Consider the following 24,274-nt stretch of genomic DNA (forward strand, 5'->3'; position numbering starts at 1 on the left):
GACAAACCCCACCTCTGCCACTAAGGTTCCTGCCTTGAACGCGCCGTTCACCTTCATAAAGCCGGCACAGAGCCATCCCCATGAGCAAATACAACCAGATCTATACGGATCTGCTTGCCAGCATCACCACCGAACGCCTGCAGCGCGGCACGCGCCTTCCCTCCGAAACCGAATTGATGGACAGCTACCAGGCCAGCCGAGGTACCGTGCGCCGCGCCATCGAGCAATTGCAGGAGCGCGGATTCGCGCAAAAAATCCACGGCAAGGGCACGTTCGTGCTCTCGCCCAACCCCATCGAGTTTCAACTGGGCGGCATCGTCAGCTTCCATGAAACCCACGCCGATCTTGGCGATGACGTGCACACCGACGTCGTCGAGTTCACCCAGTTGCCGCTTGAAGGCTCACTGCTGCAACACTTCGAAGCCGAACCCGGCACGTTGATCACCCGCATCAAACGGGTACGGCGCATCGGCGGCAAACGGGTGATCCTCGATATCAACCACTTCATCGCCGACCTGATCCCGGGGCTGGATCGCTCGATTGCCGAACAGTCGATCTATGCGTTTATCGAAGAAAAGTTACAGCTGCAGATCAGCTACGCGCAGCGCACCATCGAAGCCCTGCCCCGCAGCAAGGACGACCAGGCGCACCTGGACCTTGATGGGCAGAGTCATGTGATTGTGGTGAGTAACCAGACGTTTTTGCAGGATGGGCGGCAGTTTGAGTACACCGAGTCGCGGCATACGTTGGATAAGTTTTATTTTTCGGATGTGGCGCGGCGGTGAGCGTAACCTGGGAGGATCACTGTACTGCGATACTCTTCGCCAGTCCTGCTGCCCAGGCAGCGCTCATCCTCTCCCCTACCACCTCGAACTCTGGGTGAGTGCGTCGGTATTCGGAAAGCTCCGACATCGCGCGGGTCATGCCGTCATGCACCCTGGCCAACAGTTGGTTGCACCGAGCCTCTGTCAGCCCGCACGAACTTCGCCCGAACTGGACCAGCATCTTGCGCTTTGGCCAGGCCTTGGAACCGCCGAGCAGCAACCCCATGATGTCGTTGTTGCTGTACACCGTGGTGGTCACCAGATCGTAAGCAGGGGCGAGCCAAACGTCCGCGTCCTCGGCGCAATTCTCATACAACAGACCGAAGTTTTTCAGGTGCGCATCGCCGTTCTGGATCCCGGCAGAAAGCGCCACCATCAGAAAGAAATCTTCCAGTGCCCTGGTGACACGACTGGGCGTGACAAATGACCTGATCAGCTTCGCACACCCCTGATAGCTGCCGTCGTATTTCCTGGCGGTTCCCCATCCCGATAGAACGCACATGTCCTCAAATCCGAGGTAGGCGCTTGCACCAATGTCGAACCGTTTCACCACCAGGAACTTCCCCTGCTGGCTGAGCTGAAACTCAGGCACCTCCAGGCCGCAATGAAACGCGGCCCGCATGCAGAAAAACTCATTGGCAGCCAATTGTGAAAAGTCAGATTCATTGAACGCCTTCACCAGATGCGTGGCGCCCTTGTGCGCGAGACGCTCAATGCCAGGGGTTGTATCGTCAAAATCACGTACCAGCACCTTGGGTTGAACACCCGACACCCCGGAATAGGCCGCATAGGTTGTCAGAAGATCATCAAGCAGGTCTTTCGCCCCGTCATAGACCAGCAACTCTGAGAGCTTGACCCCAGGCAGGGACTCGTCACCCGCACCGTGGACAACGCTGATACGACCAAGCTGGTGCGGACCCACGATACCCAGCAGGGTAAAGTCGTCAAAGCCGCGTACCGACTTGTTGAAACGTCGCACAAGTTCGTTCTTGAGATGCCCTTCGGGGATATGCATCTCGAACAACGGGTGGACTCCATACTTCCAGTTGTAGCTCTCCAGGCGCACGGGCATGGTCAAGGAAACAGCATTCTCTTGAGCAACCTCTTCGTTATACGAGAACACTGAATCACGCCGGTCTTCTTCACCGCGCCCGAGCGTTCCAGCAGACATGCCACCAGCGCCGATATACAACCGGTCACGTTGACTAGTCATGGATGCCCCCTGATTTCAGTTCATCGAGAGTCTTGCGATGATGCCTTGGTACGGCAGTCAACTGATAGCCCAATCCCTCCAGGATCGCCGCGACCTTACGAATCCCGACTTCCGGGATGGTGTCGTTCTCGATTCCCGAGATAGTGGCGCGACTCATGCCGTGCCGCTGCGCGAGTTGGGCCTGTGAAAGACCGGCGGCCTTGCGCAGACTTTTGATCAGCGTACCTAAATCGGCCATATCAAGATGCATCCCATACAATGCAAAAATAAAAAATAGCGAATTAATGCACTATATACGATGCAAACAACCTCGAATAACGCTTTATGTTGATACGCTTCTCGATTGAAGGCTGACATCCCGAAAATACAAAACCCCGGTACCAGGCCGCAATGCTGTTCACTTAAGAAAAAACGGCGCTTACCCCGAAATGGGAAAGCGCCGTTTTCTTGAGTTTCACCTCAGTACCAAAGATCAAAAACCTTCGGTCTGTGGCTTAAGTGAACAGCATTGCGGCACCAGACCGGGGTTTTGTCATCAACACTCACCTGCTAGCGCAGGATCATTTCCACTCAAACTATCTGATTCGCTTGCCTCAGCACTCGCAATACGCGTGAAGATCGTCACATTCCTGAGCGTTTTCCTGAGCGTTGTTATCGCAGTCTTGCCCGTCACGGAACTTTCGGGCTAAGCCTCCATCAGAGCGTGTGATTGAATGTAGGAAATTTCGTTTTCTGCTCGTCGAAACCTTTACATTTTTCTATTTTCTTCAGTGCCACTGCCGTTCCAGGCGGTTCACTTATTGTGCCTCTGATTCTGATCACAAGGATGTGAAATGCCTGCGGACTCACGCTGCCCACTGCACAAGCTTGGCCCCTCTCGATATGTCGTGGGGCTGGCCCGCTTGTCGTCGATGAATGCAAGACACCTCGCGCTGACGGCGCTGGCAGTGTGGACACTCTTTACGACCGCCACCGCTCAGGCTGCCGGGCCTGAAGAGGAATTACTGCGTCAGCAGGAGCGTGAGCGCGCGCTGCGTGATCAATTGGAATCGCGGCCCGATGTGCGTCTTCAGGCACCTGTGCTCGACGAAGGCGGCTCTCGTCTTCCTGTAAAAGAAGCGCCCTGCTTCGCCATTAAAGACATCCGCCTGATTGGCGACGCATCCGAGAAGTTTCAATGGGCGCTGAAGGCCGCCAACCCCGAGGAAGACCCCGCCGTGGGGCGTTGCCTGGGTGGCGCGGGCATCAACATGACGATGAAGCGCATGCAGAATGCGATCATCCAGGCGGGATTTGTCACCACCCGCGTGCTTGCCGAAGCGCAGGACCTCAACAGCAGGATTCTGGTGCTGACAATCGTGCCGGGGCGCATCCGCGAAATCCGCTTTGCCGAAGGCACCAGCCGTCGCGCTACCCTGTGGAATGCGATGCCTGCCAACCCCGGCGACCTGCTTAACCTGCGCGATATCGAACAGGCGCTGGAAAACTTCAAGCGCGTGCCCACTGCCGACGCCGACATTCAAATCACCCCCACCCTGGCGGCTGATGCCAAGCCCGGCGAAAGCGATGTGGTGATCAAATGGAGCCAGCAGTTTCCGGCCCGCGTGAGCCTGTCCGTCGACAACTCGGGCAGCAAATCCACAGGCAAGTATCAGGGCAATGTGTCGCTGTCGCTGGACAACCTGCTGTCGCTCAACGACTTGTTCTACGCCAGCTTCAACCACGACCTGGGCGGCGGCGAGTCCGGCCGACACGGCTCCAATGGCAATACGCTCCACTACTCGCTGCCGATGGGTTACTGGCAACTGGCGTTCACCACCAGCGAGTATAACTACGAGCAGTCGGTCGCCGGCGCCACCCAGACGTACCAGTATCGAGGCGAAAGCCGTACCAACGATCTGCGCCTGTCTCGCCTGCTTTACCGCGATGCCGTGCGCAAGACCACGGCGTGGGGTGGCCTGTGGACACGGTCTTCTGAAAACTTCATCGACGACACCGAGATCGGCAACCAGGATCGGCGCATGGCGGGCTGGCAGCTCGGCCTGGATCACCGGGAATTTATCGGCACCTCTATTCTGGACCTTGGCGTCGCCTACCGTCGCGGCACCGGCGCACATGACTCGCTGCCGGCCCCCGAAGAAGCCTCTGGTGCAGGCACATCCCGCTCGCAGATCATCACCGCCGACGTCCAGCTGCAAGTGCCATTCGCCCTCAGCGACCAGCGCTTGCGCTATATCGGCAGTTGGCGGTCGCAGTGGAACCGCACACCGTTGGTGCCGCAAGACCGCTTCTCGATTGGCGGACGCTACAGCGTGCGCGGGTTTGACGGCGAAAACATTCTTTCTGCCGATCGCGGCTGGACACTGCGCAACGAAGTCGGCCTGGCGCTGGGGCAAACCGGCCAGGAGCTTTACACCGGTGTCGACTACGGCGAAGTCAGCGGTCAGGCCAGTAAGTTCCTGATTGGTAAACGACTGGCGGGGGCTGTGGTGGGTGTGCGTGGTGGTTACAAGGGCCTGTCTTATGACTGGTCGGTAGGCACGCCGCTCAAGAAGCCCGACGGCTTCAAGACCGCCAACGTGACCAGCGACTTTACCGTCATCTGGTCGTTCTGAGGGGTAATGCCATGCGTTTTGAAACCCTGGACATCACGGCACCCGGCCTGATCGACGAGCCTTGGAACGAGGCGGCAGTGCTGGGCTCGGTCACTTGGTTGTGGATGCATTCCAGCGCTCACCGTGATGCGCCACTGCACAGCTTACCGACACTTCTGCTGCCGGCGCTCAAGCATCGCCAATTCGTGCTGGGCAGCGAGCACGGCAAGCCGGTGTGCTACCTCTCCTGGCTTAACGTCGATGAAGCAGCGGAACAGCGCTATTTGCAGCAATCACCGTTGACATTGAGCGACGCGGACTGGAATTGCGGCGAGCGTCTCTGGCTCAACGACTGGGTCGCGCCGTTTGGCCATACAGCCACCTTTACCCGAATCCTCCAGCGCCACCTGTTCGCCAACCGATGCGGTCGCGCGCTGTATCACCGGGGCGACGAGCGAGGCCTGCAAATCAAGACATTCCAGGGCATCGGTGTGATCCCTGAACAGGCCAGAGCCTGGTTTGCAGCTCACCCGGTTGCCACAGCACCGTAACTTCAACTTTTGTATCGCGGGCCGGCTCCGCAAATGGAATTGCTATGAACAAGCACCTGTACCGAATTGTTTTCAACAAGGCACGCGGGCTGTTGATGGTGGTGGCGGAGAACGTCACCAGCCAGGTCAAGGCGCCGGGCACTCGCGTCAGCCTCACCACCGCCTCCGCGGGCTGCACGGCAACGCTCGGGCCGATGCGTTTTGCATTGATGATCGCGCTCGGGCTGGTGTCCTGGAGCGCTGTACCGGCGTGGGCGGCGGGCACGATTGTGGCCGATCCGGCCGCCGCAGCCGGCCAGCGTCCGACGGTGATTCAAAGCGCCAACGGCACGCCGCAGGTGAATATTCAAGCGCCCAGCGCGGCCGGGGTTTCGCGTAACACCTACAATCAGTTCGATGTCGACCCGCGCGGCGTCATCCTCAACAACAGCGGCGCCAACACCCAAACGCAACTGGGTGGCTGGATCGAAGGCAACGCAGCGATGGCCAAAGGCAGCGCGCGGGTCATCCTCAATGAGGTCAACGCCAGCAACCCCAGCCAGTTACGCGGCTATGTCGAAGTCGCCGGGCAACGCGCCCAGGTGGTCATCGCCAACCCGGCCGGCATTACCTGCGACGGTTGCGGCTTCATCAACGCCAACCGTGCGACCCTGAGCACCGGTCAGGTGCAGCTGGAGAACGGCAGCATCAGCGGCTACACCGTGAACGGCGGCACCCTGAACATTCAGGGCAAGGGCCTTGATAGCCGCGACGCCGATTACACCGACCTGATTGCCCGTACCGTGCAGGTCAATGCGGGTATCTGGGCCAATGACCTTAAGGTCACTGCCGGACGCAATCAGGTCAACGCCGATAACACCCAGGCCAAGCCTCAGGCCGGCGCCGACGGCGACAAGCCAGCCGTCGGCATCGACGTGGCGCAATTGGGCGGAATGTACGCCGGGAAGATCGTGCTGGTGGGGACCGAATCGGGTGTCGGCATGCGCAATGCCGGGCAAATTGGCGCCATGGCGGGTGAAGTGGTCATCAGCGCAGACGGCAAACTGCACAACATGGGCACAATCAGCGGCACCACGGCCACCCGTATCACTGCCACAAGCGTTGACAATAGCGGCTCGCTTTACGCCAAGGGCGATTTGAACCTCACCAGCTCCGGGGATATCGACAACAGCGGCACGATTGCCAGCCAGAATCAAACAACCCTCAGCGCCAAATCGATTCGTAGCACCCAGGGCTCAAGCCTGGCGGCGGGCGCAGGCGTGGACGGCAAACTGGGCAGCAGCGGCAACCTTGCGGTACGCGCCACCCACGTCAAAGCGCAGGGTCAAAACCTGGCGGCAGGCGATGTCAGCATCCAGGCCGATGATCTGGACCTCAGCGGCAGCCAGACTCAAGGCCGCAATGTCACCCTGACCGCCAACAACGGCGATAGCAATCTCAGTGGCAGCCGCGTGGATGCCAGCCAGACCCTCGCGGCCAACGCGACAAAAACCCTGCGCACAGACGGCGCCAGCGTCAACGCCGACAACCTGCAACTGAACGCCGGTGATCTGTCCAACGTCGGCGGCGAGCTGGTGCAGACCGGCGTCGCCGACACCTCGATAAACGCCACCGCGAGCCTCGACAACCGTAGCGGACGAATTGCCTCAAACGCGACCAATACCCGGATCAGCGCCGGTCGCATCGACAACGGCAGCGGCAGCATCGAACACGCAGGCAAGGGTTCGCTGGGCATTCAGGCCAACCAACTCGGCAGTACCAAAGGCAGCATTGCCAGTAATGGCAGCGTGTCGATCAAGGCTGACGACGTGGTGCTGGATGAAGGGCTGGCCCAGGGCCAACAGCTCACGCTTCAGGCCCGCACCCTGTCCAATCAATACGGGCGCATTCTGCAAACGGGGTTGGAGCCTTTACAGATCAATGTCAGCGAGCAATTCAACAATCAGAACGGCAAGGTCAGCAGCCCTGGCGCTGTGGCGATCAACGTTGGCACGCTGAATAATCAGAACGGCAAAGTTGTTGCAACCGACGGCGGCCTGCTGACGGTGACCGCCAGTGATTTGATCGACAACAGCGGCGGAACGCTGGCTGCCAGCGGCGGCGCTGAACTGAGCGGCGCGCGCCTGGAAAATGCTCAGGGCACCCTCAGCGCCGGCAGCACGCTGCAAGCCCGCTTCGGTCAACTGAACAATATCGGCGGCACGCTCGCCTCGACCCAGCGCATGGCGATCATCGCCGGGCAATTCAACAACACCCATGGCGTGCTGGGTTCGGTGCAGTCCGGGCTGTCGGTGAACGTGACCGATGGCGCACTGAACAACGACGCAGGGCGTCTCGAAGCCCAGGGCGACATCGCCGTGGCGGCGCAAGGGGTGAACAACCACAGCGGTGTGATCAGTGGCCTGGCACTGGACCTCAACAGCAACAGCAATCTGTTTGACAACAGCGATGGCACGCTCGACGCACGTGCCACGCTCGACCTGCGCAGCGGCGAATTGCGTAACGCGGCGGGCTTGATTCAGTCTGCAGGCAAACTGTTTATCGACACCGGAAATCAGGTCCTCAATAACCTCGACTCCGGCACCACCAAAGGCATCAGCGGTCAGGATGCCGTGGAAATCCGCAGCGCCAGCGTCAATAACAGCACTGGCTTTTTGAGTACCAAGGGCAATCTGTTGCTCACCGCCAGCGACGTGGTCAACACCAACGGCGGCCAAATCATTGGCGAGAAGACCGTACACGTCGACGGCGCACGCCTGGATAACCGTGGCGGCCAGTTGCAAAGCCTCGGCGACGTCGAGCTGGCACTGGGTCAGGCCCTCATCAATCAGGGTGGGCTGGTCCGCAGTGCAGGCGCGTTGAACCTGAGCACCGATGTGCTCGACAACAGCGCCACCCAGGGCACCAACCTGGGCCTTGAAGGCCGCAGCATGAACCTGGCGGTCAACACCTTCAACAACCAGACCGGTGCCGTGCGCACCGATGAAGGCCTGCTGCTGGGCGTGAGCCAGACGCTGAATAACCAGAGCGGGCTGATCTCTTCGACCGGTGACCTGACCATCCGCGACCGCGACACGGCACAGCGTCGCCAATCGGTAAACAACCTCGACGGTACGCTGATTGCGGGCAAGCTGCTGTCGCTCAACGCGGCCTATTACAGCGGCACGGGCCGGGCCCTGAGCTTGGGCGACATCAAGTTCAAGGTGCAGAGTGGCCTTGATCTGAGCGGGCAGATTCAAGCCAACAACGGCGTTGATCTGAGCACCGCCGGAGCGCTCAACAACACCGGGCGTTTGCTGGCGGGCAAGTCCCTGCTGGTCAGCGCGCAGACGCTCGACAACAGCGCCAACGCCGAAATCAGCGCGGGTCAGGTTCGTCTGAACGTCGCTGACACCCTGACCAACCGCGGGCTGATCGACGGCCAGCAAGTCCGCGTGCAGGCAGCGACGCTGAATAACCTCGGCACCGCGCGCCTGTATGGCGACCAACTGGCGATAGCCACCTCGACGTTGAACAACCTCGATGAAAATGGCACCGCAGCAACGATAGCAGCCCGTGAATCACTGAATATCGGCACCGCAACCCTGAATAACCGCGAGCAATCGCTGGTCTTCAGTGCTGGCGATCTCGCCATTGGCGGGACCTTGAGCACGCTCGACACCGCTGAGGGTCGCGCCCAATTGCTGACCAATGCCAGCGCGACCTTCGAAGCGCTTGGCGATCTGTCATTGAACGTACAAAGCGTGCGCAACACCAACGAACATTTCAGCACGCGCGATGTTGAGGTCAGTCGAACGCCTGAGCAGGAATTTCAACTCACCGGCTCGACCAACCGCTACCAAGCCAACGAGATCTCCCTGCGCCACGATGAGGTGAATTACCTGGTCACCCCCGAGGGCCAGCGCGACAACTGGAACCGCTACGACTACACCCGCGTCGTCAACGAAACCCAGATCGCCACCTCGGCCCCAGCGCAGATCCTGTCTGGCGGGACAATGCAGATCAGCGCCGGCGACGTGCTCAACGACAAGAGCCGCATCATCGCCGGCGGACTATTGCAGGCAGACGTCACCAGCCTGACCAACACCGAAGTGTCGGGCCAGCGCACCACCGTCGACAGCGGCAGCGTCACCAACTTCTACCGCATCCAGCGCAAGGGACGCGACCGGCAAGGCGCGAACACCGCAGCCTATACCCCTGCCCCGCTGATTCAGGATATCTCCCTGCAACCTACCGTCTTCGCGCAGAACACAGCGGTCAGCGGCACGGGCACCCAGATCAGCGCACGCGGTACTCAGGCCGTCGGTCAGCAGATCGCTTCCACCGGTACGGTCAGCGCTCCGGCCGCGCGTACCTTTCAAGTAGCTCCGATCGTTCAGGTCGCAGCGCAGACCACCCAGAACGCACAAGGCGTGGCCGAGCAAATTCGCACCGGGGGCCCGTCCCTGGAATTGCCGAATAACAGCCTGTTCACCACCCATCCGCAGACCACCAGCAATTACCTGGTCGAAACAGATCCGCGTTTCGCCAGCTATCGCACCTGGCTGTCTTCGGATTACATGCTGGAGCGCTTGCAAGTCGACCCTGCGCTCACCCAGCAGCGTCTCGGCGATGGCTTCTATGAGCAAAAACTGATTCGCGAACAGGTCGCGCAACTCACTGGTCGGCGCTTTCTCGACGGCTACGCCAACGACGAAGCGCAATACCGGGCGCTGATCGACAATGCCGTCACCCTTGCCAATCAATGGAAACTGGTGCCGGGCATCGAGCTGTCCCCCGAGCAGATGGCGCAACTGACCAGCGATATCGTCTGGCTGGTACAGAAAAAAGTCACCCTCGCCAGCGGCGAAACCCGCAACGTGCTGGTGCCACAGGTCTATGTGCGGGTGCAGGAAAGCGACCTCAACGGCTCCGGCGCACTGATCGCCGGGCAACGCCTGAACCTGAACATTGCCGGTGATCTGGTCAACAGCGGCAGCCTGGCCGGGCGCAGCGTGATGGCGATTACCGCGCAGAACATCGAAAACCTCGGCGGCCGCATCCAGGCCGACAAGGTCTCGCTGACGGCACGGGAAAACCTCGACAACCTCGGCGGCCTGATCGGCGCCACCGATACCCTGGCGATCAATGCAGGGCAAAACGTCAACGTTGTGTCCAACAGCCGTGACAGCAGCAGCACCCAGGGTACGCGCACCAATCTCTCGCGGGTGGCCGGGCTGTTTGTCAGCGGTGCTGGCGGCACCATGGACGTCAACGCGGGCAAAGACCTCAACCTGACCGGCGCTCAGGTGGTCAACGCAGGCGCCGGCGGCAGTACCTCGCTGCAAGCAGGCAACAACATCAACCTGACCACCGTTGGCGAAGCCCATCAGCAATCGGTTAACTGGAACGGCAGCAACTGGCGCAAAGACGCCAGCCAGACCGAAGTCGGCTCAACCATTCAAGGCCAAGGCGATGTGCGCCTCAGTGCCGGGCAGGACCTCAATGCCCGAGGCGCAAGCGTCACCAGTCAGCAAGGTGCAATCATCGCCGACGCCGGGCGCGACGTGAACCTGACCGCAGCGCAAAACACCCAGTTCGCCGATGAAGCGCACAAATTTAAAGGCAGCAACGGCCTGTTCTCCAGCAAGACCACCACCACACGCGACACCGTCAACCAGACCCAGGCGCAGGGCTCGACGCTGAGTGCCGAGAAAACCTATGTGCAGGCCGGTCGCGACATCAACGTCAGCGGCAGCAACGTGGTGTCCACCAACCAGACCGTCCTGGCGGCTGACAACAACATCAATATCGAAGCCGCGACGGAAAGCAGCAGCGAACGTCACGACAAGTCAGTCAAGAAAAGCGGCCTGTTCAGCGGCGGCGGCATCGCGGTCACGCTCGGCACGCAGCAGCAAACGGTTAAGGACCTCACCACCAGCCAGACCGCAGCGGCGAGTACCGTGGGGTCAACCAAGGGCGATGTGCTGATGGAAGCGGGCAAAGGCTACCGCCAGGTGGGCAGCCAGGTGAGCGCGCCCGAAGGCAGCGTCGATATCACCGGGCAAACCATCGATGTCGTCGAAGCCCGCAACACCAGCAAGCGCGAACGTGAAACCCTGTTCAAACAGACCGGGTTCACTCTGACGGTGACTAACCCTGTCATCAGTGCAATCCAGACCACCCAGCAGATGAAGCAGGCATCGGAGAAAACCGATGACGGGCGCATGAAGGCGCTGGCAGCGGCCACGGTCCTGCTGGCCGGTAACAACGCCGCCACGGCGGTGGCAATGGACCCTGGCGCGGCAGGCGGTATCAACATCAGCCTGTCGCTGGGCACCAAGAAGAACGAAAGCAAAACCACCCAGACCAGCGACAGCGCCGCCGGTTCGACCATCACCGCCGGTCAAGATGTGCGCCTGCGCGCGACCGGCGCAGGTGCAGACAGCAACATCACGGTCCAAGGCAGCCAGATCAAGGCCGGGCGTGACGCCAGCCTGATGGCCGACGGCGACATCAACCTGCTCGCCGCCAACAACACCAGCCAGCAAAACACCGACAGCAAAGGCAGCAGCGCCAGCATCGGTATCGGCCTCTCGCTGGGCGGTAGCAGAAACGGCTTTACCCTGGACCTGGGTGCCACCGGAAACCGGGGCCAGGCCGACGGCGACGAGCTGACCCATACCAATACCAAAGTGGAGGCTGGCAACCAGTTGCTGCTGTCATCCGGCGGCGACACGCAGCTTAAGGGGGCGGTGGCCAGTGGCAAAAAAGTCATCGCCGACGTCGGCGGCGATCTTAGTATCGAAAGCCTGCAAGACACCAACACGTACAAAGTCGATGAAAAGAGCCTGGGCATCGGCATCAGTCTTTGTATTCCACCGTTCTGCTACGGCATGAGCTCGATAAGCGGTGCCAGCGCAAACTTTGGCGCAACCAACATCGACTCCAACTATGCCAGCGTCACCGAACAATCGGGCATCAAGGCCGGTGATGACGGTTTCGACATCAACGTGCGGGGCAACACCGATTTGGTCGGCGGCGTGATAGCCAGCAGCGACAAGGCCGTGCAGGACGGCAAAAACAGCCTGGTCACATCCAGCCTCACCAGCCGCGACATCAAGAACAAGGCGGATTACGACGCCAATACCGTCAGCCTGGGCGGCGGCTACAACGAAGTCGGCAAGGACCAGAAGGGCAACGCGCAGACTGGCGGCAAGGTTAACCCGGGTACCGACCTGGCCAAAAACGAGAACAACATCGGCGCCAACATGCCGATCGCCATCAGCGCCAGCGACAAGGCCAGCAGCGTGACGCGCAGCGGCATCAGTGGCGGTGCCGTTGTCATCACCAACGATGCCGAACAACAGAAGCGCACCGGGCAGAGCGCCGAGCAAACCGTCGCCAGTCTCAACCGTGACGTGTCCAGTGATCGCGATGGCAGCAACTCGCTCAAACCGATCTTCGACGAAGATGAAATCCGCGCCGGTTTTGAGATCGTCAGCGCGTTCTCCAACGAAGCCAGTACCTTCCTTGCGAACAAAGCCAGGGAAGCGGACCTCAAACGCCAACAGGCAAAAGAGCTGCAGTCAAAAGCAGACAATCGTGACACGCCAATGAGTGACGCTGCGCGCCTGCAACTGCAGCTCCAGGCGCGGGAGTACTCGGCACAGGCCAACGCGATCTCCGAAAACTGGGGCGCAGGCGGCACCTATCGCCAGATCACCACCGCCCTGATCGGTGCTGCAGGCGGCAATATCAGCGCGGGCAACGCTGCCTTCGTGCAAGGCCTGGTGGTCAATTATGTGCAGCAACGGGGTGCCGGCTACATCGGCGACCTGGTGGCCAAAGGCGAACTCATCGAAGGCTCGCCACTGCACGCGGCCCTGCACGGCATCGTCGCCTGCGCCGGTGCCGCCGCCAGCAGCCAAAGTTGCGGCAGCGGCGCGGCAGGCGCGGCGGCATCAAGCCTGCTAACCGGCCTGTTCTCACAAACCAGCCCCGACGAAAGCGAAGAACAACGCGAAGCCAAGCGCAACCTGATCGTCAGCCTGGTAACCGGCCTGGCAGCAACCAGCGCCTCCATCGACCCGACCACCGCCAATACCGCGGCGGGTGCGGCGGTGGATAACAACTGGCTGGCGACTCAGCAGATCGTGCAGTTCAAGAAGGAGTATGACGAAGCAAAAGGCCTGATTGCCGCCGGCAAAGTCGTTGCCAAATGGTCGTACATCAGCGGCAGGCAGGATGTTCTGACCCAGTTCGGCATCGGCAAGGGGTTGGCCCAGTCAGGCTGGAATGACGTCACGGGCCTCGCCGAATTTGTTGCGCACCCCATCGAAGGGCTTACCGGCCTTGGCCAACTGATTAATAACCCGGAGGCCAGAAAGCAGTTTGGCGACAGCGTCGTCAACGAACTCAACGTCAAGATAGAAACGATCAAGACCGCGCTGGAAGTCGGCGGCGACGAAAACGCCGAAGCCTTGGGCAAGGCCATCGGCGAAATCGCCTGGCAGGTCGGCAGCATTGCAACGGGCGTCGGCGGGGCTGCGAAAGGTGGCGTGGCGCTGGCCAAGGCAGGGATCAAGGTTGGAGCGCAGCAGCTTGAAAAGATGGCTGAGGTGGCGAGCCTCGCCAAATTCGACAAGCTTGTAGCACGCGGCGGGCAGTTCAACCCTAACGGCACCCCGCTGATGGACTTCCGCGCCATGACCAACGCGCAGAAGAGCATCGTCGGGGACATCATGGGTGGAGAGCAAATCAAGACGTTGGTGCCCGGCGCTGAAAAAATTGGCCGGGCTCCCGATATTGGCCAGACAGGCATTGACGATTTGTACAAGGTAGATAAGCCTGGTGTCGACTACCTGATTGTTGAGTACAAATTTGGCTCGTCCAAGCTGAAGCCCACCCGAGATGGGCTGCAGATGAGTGATGATTGGATGACGGGGGCGACCACTAATTACAATCGTATTCTTGAATCTGTAGGGGGAGATGCATCAATGGCAAGGAATATCCGTGACTCTCTGCTATCAGGGAGAGTTGAGAAGTGGCTAGTGCATACTGATCCATTTGGCAATGTTACGGTTGGCGTCTTGGATAAAGGTGGGAAGTTTGTTGAGGATCCTATTGCGACATCGAAGCTCATAGGGAGAAAGTGAATGATTCGCGCACCACTCGGCCATGCCAGCTATTGGGATAAGGTCGTTAACGACAGCGACAGCTATATCGCGAAGTCTCAAAAGCTTCTCTTGGCGCCAACCGCTGACCCCGATTACGCCCCCCAGTATGCGTTTGAAATCGGACAGGACCATTTGCACCAAATTTTGCGCAGATATTCCGCCGGAGATCCAATAACTCACTTGGCCCACTACTTCCCCGGTCTGCTAGCAGCATGGGAACAGGCGGAACACCTCGGCACCACCGTGTGGACTACGGAGCAGCAATTCACCCGGCACCACTGGCGCGTCAACTACGACCACTACATCATTTGCTTCTGGCTGGTCGGCTTGGCACTCGCACTCGACATTCCAGACGAGCAATGGCATCGCTTGCTGGCCTTGATCGGCAATGATGGCGAAGACGTACTTCTTGATCGGATCATTGCCAGCCGTAGTCCAGACCGCAAGATAGGAGCCGTGCTTCTATATCCCAAACCCTATGGTCGTTTGTTGAAGGCAGTAAATGCGCCCTCAGATTCTCAGGCACCGCTGCTCAAAGCCTTTGTCGAGCACTGGTATCTGGAAGTGCGCAATGGCGCGAAATCCGGATCAGACCCGCAAGCGGTCAGCTATCGGCATCCTTATTGGTATACCTATGGCGACCAGAACTTTGAAGGCGGGGCTTATTTTGGTCGTTGGTGTGTAGAAGCCGTAGCTGCCGTGAAGGCGTTTGGAATGGATGACTCGCCATGTCTAGGTCAAGAGCATTATCCGGGAGACCTTTTGAGACCTGATGGCCCTGGCACTCACCCGGCAAGAGAGACAACAGAGCCACATCCACCGTTGGCTTCAGCAAAGAAAGCCGGCTTTTGGGCCCGAATTTTCACCCGGTCCAGTGATAGATAAGCGCCAGTGTGATCAAGCAAGACACGGCTATCGCAAGGCACGCACCTGCCGAGAAGTGCCAACGTCGATGCCGGCGATGGCACGTGACAGGTCCACGCAGCTTTCCATCTTCTTTGATACTTGCTGGGTCTTGCCGCCGAGGGCGCTGAGCAACTGTTCGACTTCCCCAGTGGGGTGCTGCCATCCATGGACTGGTTGACAGCTTCGGACCGGGTGTTGAGCACAGAGATCACGCCCACCAAGCTCACGGGAATGGCCGCGACGAGCACAAAAGCCAGGACCATCCACATAATGCGACTCTTTAATCAGCAAGAATAGGCCCTTATCGCGGGCATGAAAAAACCGGCAAAAGCCGGTTTTTTCATGCCTCACTGTGGGCTCACTCCCACTCAATCGTCGCCGGCGGCTTGCTCGACACGTCATACGTCACGCGCGAGATACCCTCAATCTCATTGATGATCCGCCCACTGACCGTCTCCAGCAGCTCATACGGCAGGTGTGCCCAACGCGCGGTCATGAAGTCGATCGTCTCCACTGCACGCAGTGCCACAACCCACGCATAACGACGGCCATCGCCTACCACGCCCACCGATTTCACCGGTTGGAACACCACGAACGCCTGGCTCACCTTGTGATACCAGTCAGCCTTGCGCAGTTCTTCGATGAAGATGTGGTCGGCGCGACGCAGCAGGTCGGCGTATTCCTTTTTCACTTCACCCAGGATACGCACGCCCAGGCCCGGGCCTGGGAATGGGTGGCGGTAGACCATGTCGTACGGCAGGCCGAGTTCCAGGCCGAGGCGGCGGACTTCGTCCTTGAACAGTTCGCGCAGCGGCTCGACCAGCTTGAGGTTCATTTCCTCGGGCAGGCCACCCACGTTGTGGTGGGACTTGATCACGTGGGCCTTGCCGCTCTTGGCGCCAGCCGACTCGATCACGTCAGGATAGATGGTGCCCTGCGCGAGGTACTTTATGTTGTCCAGGTGTTTGGCCTGGGCATCGAAGACGTCGATGAAGGTGCGGCCGATGATCTTGCGCTTCTTCTCCGGGTCGGACTCGCCGGCCAGGTTGTCGAGGAACTGGTCCTCGGCGTTGGCGCGAATCACTTTGACGCCCATGTTCTCGGCGAACATGGCCATCACTTGCTCGCCTTCGTGCAGGCGCAGCAGGCCGTTGTCGACGAACACGCAGGTCAGTTGGTCGCCGATGGCCTTGTGCAGCAGTGCGGCAACCACGGAGGAGTCGACGCCACCGGACAGGCCGAGCAGCACGTTGTCGGTGCCGACCTGGGCGCGCACGCTGGCGATGGCGTCTTCAGCGATCTTGGAGGGGGTCCACAGGGCTTCGCACTGGCAGATGTCGAGGATGAAGCGCGACAGGATGCGCCCGCCCTGCTTGGTGTGGGTCACTTCCGGGTGGAACTGCACGCCGTAGTAGCCGCGTTCGTCGTTGAACATGCCGGCAATCGGGCAACTCGGGGTGCTGGCCAGGATGTGGAAGTCTTCCGGCAGTTTGGTGACCTTGTCACCGTGGCTCATCCATACATCGAGGCCGAACAGGCCATCGGCGTCGATGTGGTCTTCGATGCCGTCCAGCAGGCGGCTCTTGCCGACCACGTCGACGCGGGCATAACCGAATTCACGCAGCTCGGACCCTGCCACCTTGCCGCCCAACTGCTCGGCCATGGTCTGCATGCCGTAGCAGATCCCGAAAACCGGCACGCCCAGGTCGAATACCGCTTGCGGGCAGCGCGGGCTGTCGGCTTCGTGCACGGACTCGGGGCCACCGGCGAGGATGACGCCTTTGGGCGCGAAGGCGCGGATCGCGTCGTCATCCATGTCGAACGGGTGCAGTTCGCAGTACACGCCGATTTCACGCACGCGGCGGGCGATCAGTTGGGTGTACTGGGAACCGAAGTCGAGGATCAGGATGCGGTGGGCGTGAATGTCGAGGGCCATAGGAGAAACTCTGAAGAGCAGTTGCAAGCTTCAAGCTGCAAGCTGCAAGTAATCGGGGGCTGCGCGGAAGCTGCATCAACACAGCCCCGCTTGCAGCTTATAACTTGTGGCTTTTAGCTGTCGGCATCAGCCGACCCGATAGTTCGGCGCTTCCTTGGTGATCTGCACGTCGTGGACATGGGATTCAGCCATGCCGGCGCCGGTGATCCGTACGAACTCTGGCTTGGTGCGCATTTCTTCGATGTCGGCGCTGCCGGTGTAGCCCATCGAGGAACGCAGGCCGCCCATCAGTTGATGGATGATCGCGCTCAAGCTGCCCTTGTACGGCACACGGCCTTCGATGCCTTCCGGGACGAGTTTCTCGGCGCCTGCCGAGGAGTCTTGGAAGTAACGGTCGGACGAGCCCTGCGCCTGGGACATGGCGCCCAGCGAGCCCATGCCGCGGTAAGCCTTGTAGGAACGGCCCTGGAACAGCTCAACCTCGCCCGGGGCCTCTTCGGTGCCGGCGAACATCGAGCCCATCATCACACAGGACGCACCGGCCACGATGGCCTTGGACAGGTCACCGGAGAAGCGGATGCCGCCGTCGGCGATCAACGGCACGCCGGTGCCTTCGAGGGCTGCGGCGACGTTAGCGATGGCGCTGATCTGCGGCACGCCCACACCGGCGACGATCCGCGTGGTGCAGATCGAACCAGGGCCGATACCGACCTTGACCGCGTCGGCGCCGGCTTCGGCCAGGGCCTTGGCCGCAGCGCCGGTGGCGATGTTGCCGCCGATCACCTGCACGTCAGGGAAGTTCTGCTTGACCCAGCGCACGCGGTCGATCACGCCTTTGGAGTGACCGTGGGCGGTGTCGACCACCACCACGTCAACGCCGGCAGCCACGAGGGCCGAGACGCGGTCGCCGGTGTCTTTACCGGTACCGACCGCCGCGCCGACGCGCAGACGACCCTGGTCATCCTTGCTGGCCAGCGGGTAAGCCTTGGCTTTTTCAATGTCGTTGACGGTCATCATGCCCTTGAGGGCGAACTTGTCGTCGACGATCAGCACGCGCTCGATGCGGTGCTTGTGCAGCAGCTCGCGCACATCGTTCTTGTCGGCGCCTTCCTTGACGGTGACGAGGCGCTCTTTAGGCGTCATCACTTCACGGACGGTGACTTCAAGACGGTTCTCGAAACGCACGTCACGGGAGGTGACGATGCCGACCAGGTCGCCATCGTGCAGCACCGGAACGCCGGAGATGTTGTGCATGCGGGTGAGGTCGAACAGGTCACGCACGGTGGCGTCGGCTTCGATGGTGATCGGATCTTTCACCACGCCGGCTTCGTAACGCTTGACCTTGCGCACTTCGGCAGCCTGCTGCTCGATGGTCATGTTCTTGTGGATGATGCCGATGCCGCCTTCCTGGGCCATGGCAATGGCCAGACGGGCTTCGGTGACGGTGTCCATGGCAGCGGAAACCAGGGGAATATTCAGCTCGATGCCACGGGTTAGGCGGGTCTTGAGACTGACTTCGTTAGGAAGCACCTCGGAATAACCGGGCACTAGGAGAATGTCGTCGAATGTCAGAGCTTCTTGGCTGATACGCAGCATCGCGGGGGCTCCCGAGCGGGAAAATGGAAGCGCGCCATTATACTCAGACACCCCTCAGGTCTCAATGTAAAACTCTGACATATTTGGGAATACGGATAGGAGGGGTTACAGCTCGACCCTGACCCAGGCGATCTTCTGGTCCAGCCAATCGGCGAACTCATCGATAAAGCTCTGTTTGAACCCCGCCTCCGCCCAGTTGTTGAAGATGAAACCCAGGTTGGAAAACCCGCATTCCTGCAGGAACAGAAAGCCGTTGATGTCATCTTCATGCCCACACAGCGGGCAGGTGAAGTTGTCGGTGTGGCCGGGCATCCAGTCTTCCAGGCTCTCGAACAGCGCCTCGCCGATCTCCTTGAGGCATTGCGGGCAACCGGCTTCTTCGAGAAAGCCCTTGGCCGGGGTATAGATACAGCGTTTGTAGATGATCTCCAGCCCGTTGATCGGCTCGTTGAACGGCAGCGCTTCGGGGTGCAGCACCACGGCGCGGGCGCCGTCGGCCAGGCCGTAAGCCATGCGGTTGCCGGTGCGGCCACAGGTGGTGAGTTCTTCCTTGATGATGTTCTTGCGCACCAGCCAGCGCACGATCGCCCGTGCGCGGGGTTCGTGGACGGGCAAGGTGGAAATTTTCGGGACAAGGATGCTTTGGGAGTTCATTGGAGTCCTGCGGTGTGGCGGCTGGCGCCATCGGGAGCAAGCCCCCTCCACCTGTTGATCGGTAAATGCATTCAAATGCGGGAGGGGCTTGCTCCCGATGAGGCCCTGAAGGCAGGCAGCTTAATCCCTGCCCTGCACAGGTCAAGTGCTCAAATACCGCCCGATCAACGCAAGGCCGCTCGCCAGCACCAGCCACGTCACCCCCCTCACAAACGCCTCGCGGGACAGGCGCATGGTCAACCGGCGCCCGAACCACAGCCCCAATCCCATCGCGGGCAACAGACACAGCGCCAACAGCAACAGCGGCCAATCCGCATAGACCCCGGCCAGCAGAAACAGACTCAAGCGCACCAGCGTACTCGCGCTGATCAGCGCACTTTGAGTGGCCCGCGCCTGTTCCTTGGGCAGCCGGCTGTTCAGGTAGATGGCATATAAAAAGCCGCCACTGCCGAACAACGCGCCGAACAGCCCACCGACAGTGCCCATAGGCACCGACCAGCCCGCCGCCAGTTGGGTCGGACGCGCCTTTATCAGGAGGCTGTAAATCGCGTACGCGCTGATGAACAGCCCCATCAACAGCAGCAATAAATCCGAATGCAGGTTGAGCAAAAACACCACACCCAGTGTGCAACCAATGGCCATGCACGGCAGCAGCCGCAACAGCTCCGCCGTGTTCAACTCGCGCCGGGTGTGCAGCAGGCCGCCGAACGCGGCGACAAAATCCAGCAGCACCAGCAGCGGGATGATCTTCGACAACGGCATGAACAGCAGCAGAATCGGCCCCGCGATCAGCGCCGTGCCGAACCCGGCGATGCCGAACACGACGTAGGCCAGCACCACACCCAGGCCAATGACCAGCCAGTCCATCCCGTTAAAAGACCAGTGGTTCAACAGTTCGATTGCAGTCATGCAGGCTCCTTGCTCATCGCCGCCCCTCAGCATAGTGCAGCCGCTCATGTGCACAAGGCCGTGGTGATTGCCCCGGGAATACCTATAAACTGCCGCCCATGATTAAAGACCCGTTTGCCCGCCTGGGCCTGGACCGCGAAGTCCTGACTGTCAGCCAGCTCAACGGCCGCGCACGCGTGTTGCTGGAAGACGTGTTCACCAACATCTGGGTTGAGGGCGAGATCTCCAACCTCGCCCGCCCGGCCTCCGGCCATGTGTACTTCACCCTCAAGGACAGCGGCGCGCAGGTGCGTTGCGCGCTGTTTCGCAACAATGCAGCGCGGGTGCGCCAGGCATTGAAGGATGGCCTGGCGGTGAAGGTGCGCGGCAAGGTCTCGCTGTTCGAGGGCCGTGGCGACTACCAGTTGATTCTCGACACGGTGGAGCCGGCCGGCGACGGCGCGTTGCGCCTGGCGTTCGATGCGCTGAAGGAAAAGCTCAGCGCCGAAGGCCTGTTCAGTGCCGAACGCAAAGTACCGCTGCCGATGCATCCACGGCGCATCGGCATTATCAGTTCACCCACCGGCGCGGTGATTCGCGACATTATCAGCGTGTTCCGCCGCCGGGCGCCGAACATCGAGCTGACCCTGATTCCCACCGCCGTGCAAGGTCGCGAAGCCATCCCGCAGATTGTGCGTGCACTCAAGCGCGCGGACGCGCGCGGGTTTGACGCGCTGATCCTGGCCCGGGGCGGCGGTTCGCTGGAGGACCTGTGGTGCTTCAACGAAGAAGCCGTGGCACGCGCGGTGGACGCGTGCGTCACACCTATCGTCAGCGCGGTCGGCCATGAAACCGACGTGTCGATCTGTGACTTCGTCGCGGACGTGCGCGCCCCTACCCCCTCCGCCGCAGCCGAATTGCTTGCCCCCGACGCCAGCCACCTGGTGCGTCAGGTGGAAAACCTGCATCGCCGCCTGGTGATGCTGATGCGCAACCGCCTGCGCCATGACCGCCTGCGCCTGGAGGGCATGGCCCGACGCCTGCGCCATCCCGGCGAACGCCTGCGTCAGCAGGCCCAGCGTCTGGATGACCTCGATATGCGCCTGCGGCGCGCCTTCGAGCGCAGCCTCAATACCCGCCGCGAGCGCCTGATTCGCCTGGAGACGCGCCTGGCCGGCCAGCACCCGGGCCGCCAACTGGCCCTGCTGCGCCAACGCCTGGACAGCCTGGCCGAACGCCTGCCCCGCGCCATGCGCGAAGGCCTCAAGGCACGCCGTCTGCAGTTGCAAAGCCAGGTGCAGACGCTGCAGGTGGTCAGCCCGTTGGCGACGCTGGGCCGCGGCTACAGCATTCTTCTGGACGAGCGCGGCCAAGCCATTCGCAATGCCGCGCAAACCCACACCGGCCAGCGCCTGACCGCACGCCTCGGTGAAGGCCAATTGCAAGTGCGGGTGGAAGACAACCACCTCACCCCTGTCACCCTTTCGCTACTGGATTGATCGATGCCACGTCTTCTGAGCCTGCTGATGCTGTTGTGCCTCGCGTGCAACGCCCACGCCGACAGCTACATCACCCGAACCCTGAACAAACCGGTGCCCGGCGGCGTTGCGGTGGTCGACCTCGGCCCTGCGGCCGCCGCGCCGAAAGCCAGCTACCAGGGCAAGCCGGTGCTGGTGGTGAAGGAGCAGGACAACTGGCTGGCGATTGTCGGCATCCCGCTGACGGTCAAGCCGGGCAACGAGCGCATCAGTAGCGGTGGGCGCAGCCTGCCGTTCATCGTGGGTTACAAGAAGTACCCGGAACAGCGCATCACCCTGAAAAACAAAAGCCAGGTCAACCCCGAACCCGCGCAGCTCAAGCGCATCGAGGGTGAACTGGCGGTGCAGCTCAAGGCCTATCGCAGCTTCAGCCCCACGGTGCCGAGCAATCTGGTGCTGGACAAACCGGTCAACGGGCCGCTGTCCAGCCGGTTCGGCGTGCGCCGTTTCTTCAATGGAGAAGAACGCAACCCCCATTCGGGCCTGGACTTCGCCGTACCGGCCGGCACGCCGATCAAGACGCCCGCCAATGGCAGGGTGATTCTGGTGGGCAACTATTTCTTCAACGGCAACACCGTGTTCGTCGACCATGGCCAGGGCTTTATCAGCATGTTCTGCCACATGTCGAAGATCGATGTGAAAGTCGGCCAGCAACTGGTGCGCGGGGTGGTGGTGGGCAAGGTCGGGGCGACGGGCCGGGCGACCGGGCCGCATATGCACTGGAATGTCAGCCTCAACGATGCGCGGGTGGACCCGGCGATCTTTATCGGTGCCTTTGAGCCGTAGTCAGCCTGCGAGACATTTTTTTAGTCCTTGAAGCAGCAGGGCTCTCCAGACTACGGAGTGCTTCAGCATGCTCTTACATTTACTGCGGAACCCCGACACGCCGAAAGCTCACTTATCCAGCAAGTTACAGGGAACGTGACCCACATCCTTTCAGGCTAGTTGGAGACATGTTCCGTGCTTACGTCCCTCAGTTCACAACCTATCCAGTTACTTCCCCCTGCGCCAGCACCGGCTCTGACGCTTGCTGATACACGTCCTGCAACCGAAAGAGAGACAGATCAACCGCCCTCGGAACCTGATTCGCGGCACTCGGGAAACGGTCTTAATGCGCTGATAAAACCTACGGTAATATCCGTAGAGCCAGCGAGCTTGTCCAACGAGTTCTCAAGACACTTCAAAGTCGGACCCGTCGAGTTTCTCACCTCTGAATACGACAATCTCAGCCTCAAGATGGCCCGACTGCAAGAAAAACAGCCTGCATTCAGAGACTTCGTAAACGCTCAGATTAAACAGGCATTTCCCCAGCTCACATCCTTTGATCCCTCCACGATGTCGTTCGAGCGATCCAGACTGGCCGATGACGGCAGCATATCCGTTGCAGTGTCAAAAGAACCGCTTCTGGAGGCGCTGACACGGGCGATTCAGGAAATCTACGCCTACCCGGATAAAAACTTTATCGACGAGCCAGGCGTCACATCGCGATTCATGCTCAAGACGGCGCCGACCGAAGCCGCCCGGTCCGTCACCGCCGCTGATTCACTGCACACAATAGCCAGGCGTATTGCGACCCAGTTTCCAGAAACCGTGAAAAACTTCTGGACCCAACCGAATCCAACAGAAATCCTCAAAGACGCACCCCAGGATCAGTTGTTGTCATTACACAAGGAACAGCTGTCAACCCTGGCGGCACTGGGCGAACGGGATGGCTATCTGAGTTCAGAAGCCAAACGCCTGGTGGATACCGTACTCCAGTACACCACGCGTGAAGAACGCAGCCAGGCGTTCGCGCCAGAATCAAGGCCAGGCGTCTACCCGCTATTGATCAATGACAACAGCGCCAGCGGTGCACGCTTGGCGGGGGCATGGCTAGTCACCAGCAAGGAAGGTTCTGCACCTGGGAACGACGATGGGCCTATGGTGCTGTGCACGCCAAGTGAGGGCCTCGAACCCTTCGAGAACAGCGCTCAAGCGTTCCAGGCGCTGGCTCAACGGTTGAATGCACGGGGCACAGCCGCAACCCTGCTCGTAGAGGGTCTGCCTCTGTCGGCACAAAAGACTCACAGCCCTTTAAAGGGCCAGGACCTGATTGCAAGCCTTGTCCCCATTGAGGGCGACGTGATTGCCGATGCGTTTACCCAATTGCTGAAGCGCCAGGCCGATGAGGTTCAAGCGACCCTCATGCAGACCCTCTCCCCGGAAAACCAGATCCTGCACCCGACGCCTCTGCAAGACGCCGATATAGGCGCGGCTATCGATGAAGCGGCAGACTGGTCAGCGCATTTTGATGGCAACAACGCAATGCTCGCCCGTTACGAACGACTGGCCGACAAAAAATAGCCGCAGTGGCTAAAAAGTCTCACGCCGGTTCAGATCCGGGGTTATCAGTATCTTGAACGTGTAGAGCAAAAGA

The 24,274-nt window shown here is 60.5% G+C and carries 14 protein-coding genes; 8 read left to right on the forward strand and 6 right to left on the reverse strand.

What is annotated here, in order from left to right; translation table 11 throughout:
- Positions 1-80 precede the first annotated feature (80 nt).
- Complete coding sequence (gene treR, locus LUB09_RS17925) at positions 81-785, forward strand: trehalose operon repressor (RefSeq protein WP_209984507.1); 705 nt, start codon at positions 81-83, stop codon at positions 783-785.
- Positions 786-801: 16 nt separating this feature from the next.
- Here treR and LUB09_RS17930 read toward each other — a convergent pair whose 3' ends face one another.
- Together LUB09_RS17930 and LUB09_RS17935 are read right to left on the reverse strand one after the other, a co-directional pair.
- Entirely contained in the window at positions 802-2,037 is a 1,236-nt protein-coding gene (locus LUB09_RS17930; protein WP_231423225.1) for a type II toxin-antitoxin system HipA family toxin, read from the reverse strand.
- Positions 2,030-2,275, reverse strand: coding sequence for a helix-turn-helix domain-containing protein (locus tag LUB09_RS17935; protein ID WP_231423227.1), 246 nt, complete (start codon positions 2,273-2,275; stop codon positions 2,030-2,032). The genes LUB09_RS17930 and LUB09_RS17935 overlap by 8 nt, the downstream gene beginning before the upstream one ends.
- 673 nt (positions 2,276-2,948) lie before the next feature.
- On the opposite strand from LUB09_RS17935, the gene LUB09_RS17940 reads away from it, so the two are divergent.
- Genes LUB09_RS17940 through LUB09_RS17955 form a run of 4 tightly spaced genes read left to right on the forward strand, consistent with a single transcriptional unit; the run spans position 2,949 to position 15,225 of the window.
- Entirely contained in the window at positions 2,949-4,652 is a 1,704-nt protein-coding gene (locus tag LUB09_RS17940) for a ShlB/FhaC/HecB family hemolysin secretion/activation protein (protein WP_231423228.1), read from the forward strand.
- 11 nt (positions 4,653-4,663) lie between these two features.
- Entirely contained in the window at positions 4,664-5,182 is a 519-nt protein-coding gene (locus LUB09_RS17945; protein ID WP_017139694.1) for a toxin-activating lysine-acyltransferase, read from the forward strand.
- Between the two features lie 44 nt (positions 5,183-5,226).
- A complete protein-coding gene (locus tag LUB09_RS17950; protein WP_231423229.1) occupies positions 5,227-14,319 on the forward strand; it encodes a hemagglutinin repeat-containing protein in 9,093 nt (3,030 codons plus the stop codon).
- The gene (locus tag LUB09_RS17955) at positions 14,320-15,225 is read left to right on the forward strand and encodes a PoNe immunity protein domain-containing protein (RefSeq protein WP_231423230.1); all 906 of its coding nucleotides are present in this window, start codon (positions 14,320-14,322) and stop codon (positions 15,223-15,225) included.
- A 379-nt stretch (positions 15,226-15,604) separates the two neighbouring features.
- Here LUB09_RS17955 and guaA read toward each other — a convergent pair whose 3' ends face one another.
- The 4 genes from guaA to LUB09_RS17975 all read right to left on the reverse strand — a co-directional run bounded on the left by guaA (position 15,605) and on the right by LUB09_RS17975 (position 20,341).
- Positions 15,605-17,182: a glutamine-hydrolyzing GMP synthase gene (gene guaA, locus LUB09_RS17960; protein WP_003238499.1), complete on the reverse strand. Its 1,578-nt coding sequence runs from the start codon at positions 17,180-17,182 to the stop codon at positions 15,605-15,607.
- Positions 17,183-17,308: 126 nt separating this feature from the next.
- On the reverse strand, positions 17,309-18,778 hold the full coding sequence (gene guaB, locus LUB09_RS17965; RefSeq protein WP_003238496.1) for an IMP dehydrogenase: 1,470 nt from the start codon (positions 18,776-18,778) through the stop codon (positions 17,309-17,311).
- 105 nt (positions 18,779-18,883) lie between these two features.
- Entirely contained in the window at positions 18,884-19,432 is a 549-nt protein-coding gene (locus tag LUB09_RS17970; RefSeq protein ID WP_209984525.1) for a sugar ABC transporter ATPase, read from the reverse strand.
- A gap of 141 nt (positions 19,433-19,573) precedes the next feature.
- Positions 19,574-20,341 (reverse strand): sulfite exporter TauE/SafE family protein, encoded by a 768-nt coding sequence (locus LUB09_RS17975; RefSeq protein WP_231423231.1) that lies wholly within the window; start codon positions 20,339-20,341, stop codon positions 19,574-19,576.
- Positions 20,342-20,439: 98 nt separating this feature from the next.
- Between LUB09_RS17975 and xseA the strand changes: the two genes are divergently transcribed.
- The 3 genes from xseA (at position 20,440) to LUB09_RS17990 (ending at position 24,201) form a co-directional block, all read left to right on the forward strand.
- Positions 20,440-21,819, forward strand: coding sequence for an exodeoxyribonuclease VII large subunit (gene xseA / locus LUB09_RS17980; RefSeq protein WP_209984530.1), 1,380 nt, complete (start codon positions 20,440-20,442; stop codon positions 21,817-21,819).
- 3 nt (positions 21,820-21,822) lie between these two features.
- The gene (locus LUB09_RS17985) at positions 21,823-22,644 is read left to right on the forward strand and encodes a M23 family metallopeptidase (RefSeq protein WP_231423232.1); all 822 of its coding nucleotides are present in this window, start codon (positions 21,823-21,825) and stop codon (positions 22,642-22,644) included.
- A 369-nt stretch (positions 22,645-23,013) separates the two neighbouring features.
- Positions 23,014-24,201, forward strand: coding sequence for a hypothetical protein (locus LUB09_RS17990; RefSeq protein WP_231423233.1), 1,188 nt, complete (start codon positions 23,014-23,016; stop codon positions 24,199-24,201).
- Positions 24,202-24,274: the final 73 nt, after the last annotated feature.

Origin of the sequence: Pseudomonas sp. Leaf59 (genome assembly GCF_920984685.1) — a bacterium.
Lineage (GTDB): Bacteria > Pseudomonadota > Gammaproteobacteria > Pseudomonadales > Pseudomonadaceae > Aquipseudomonas.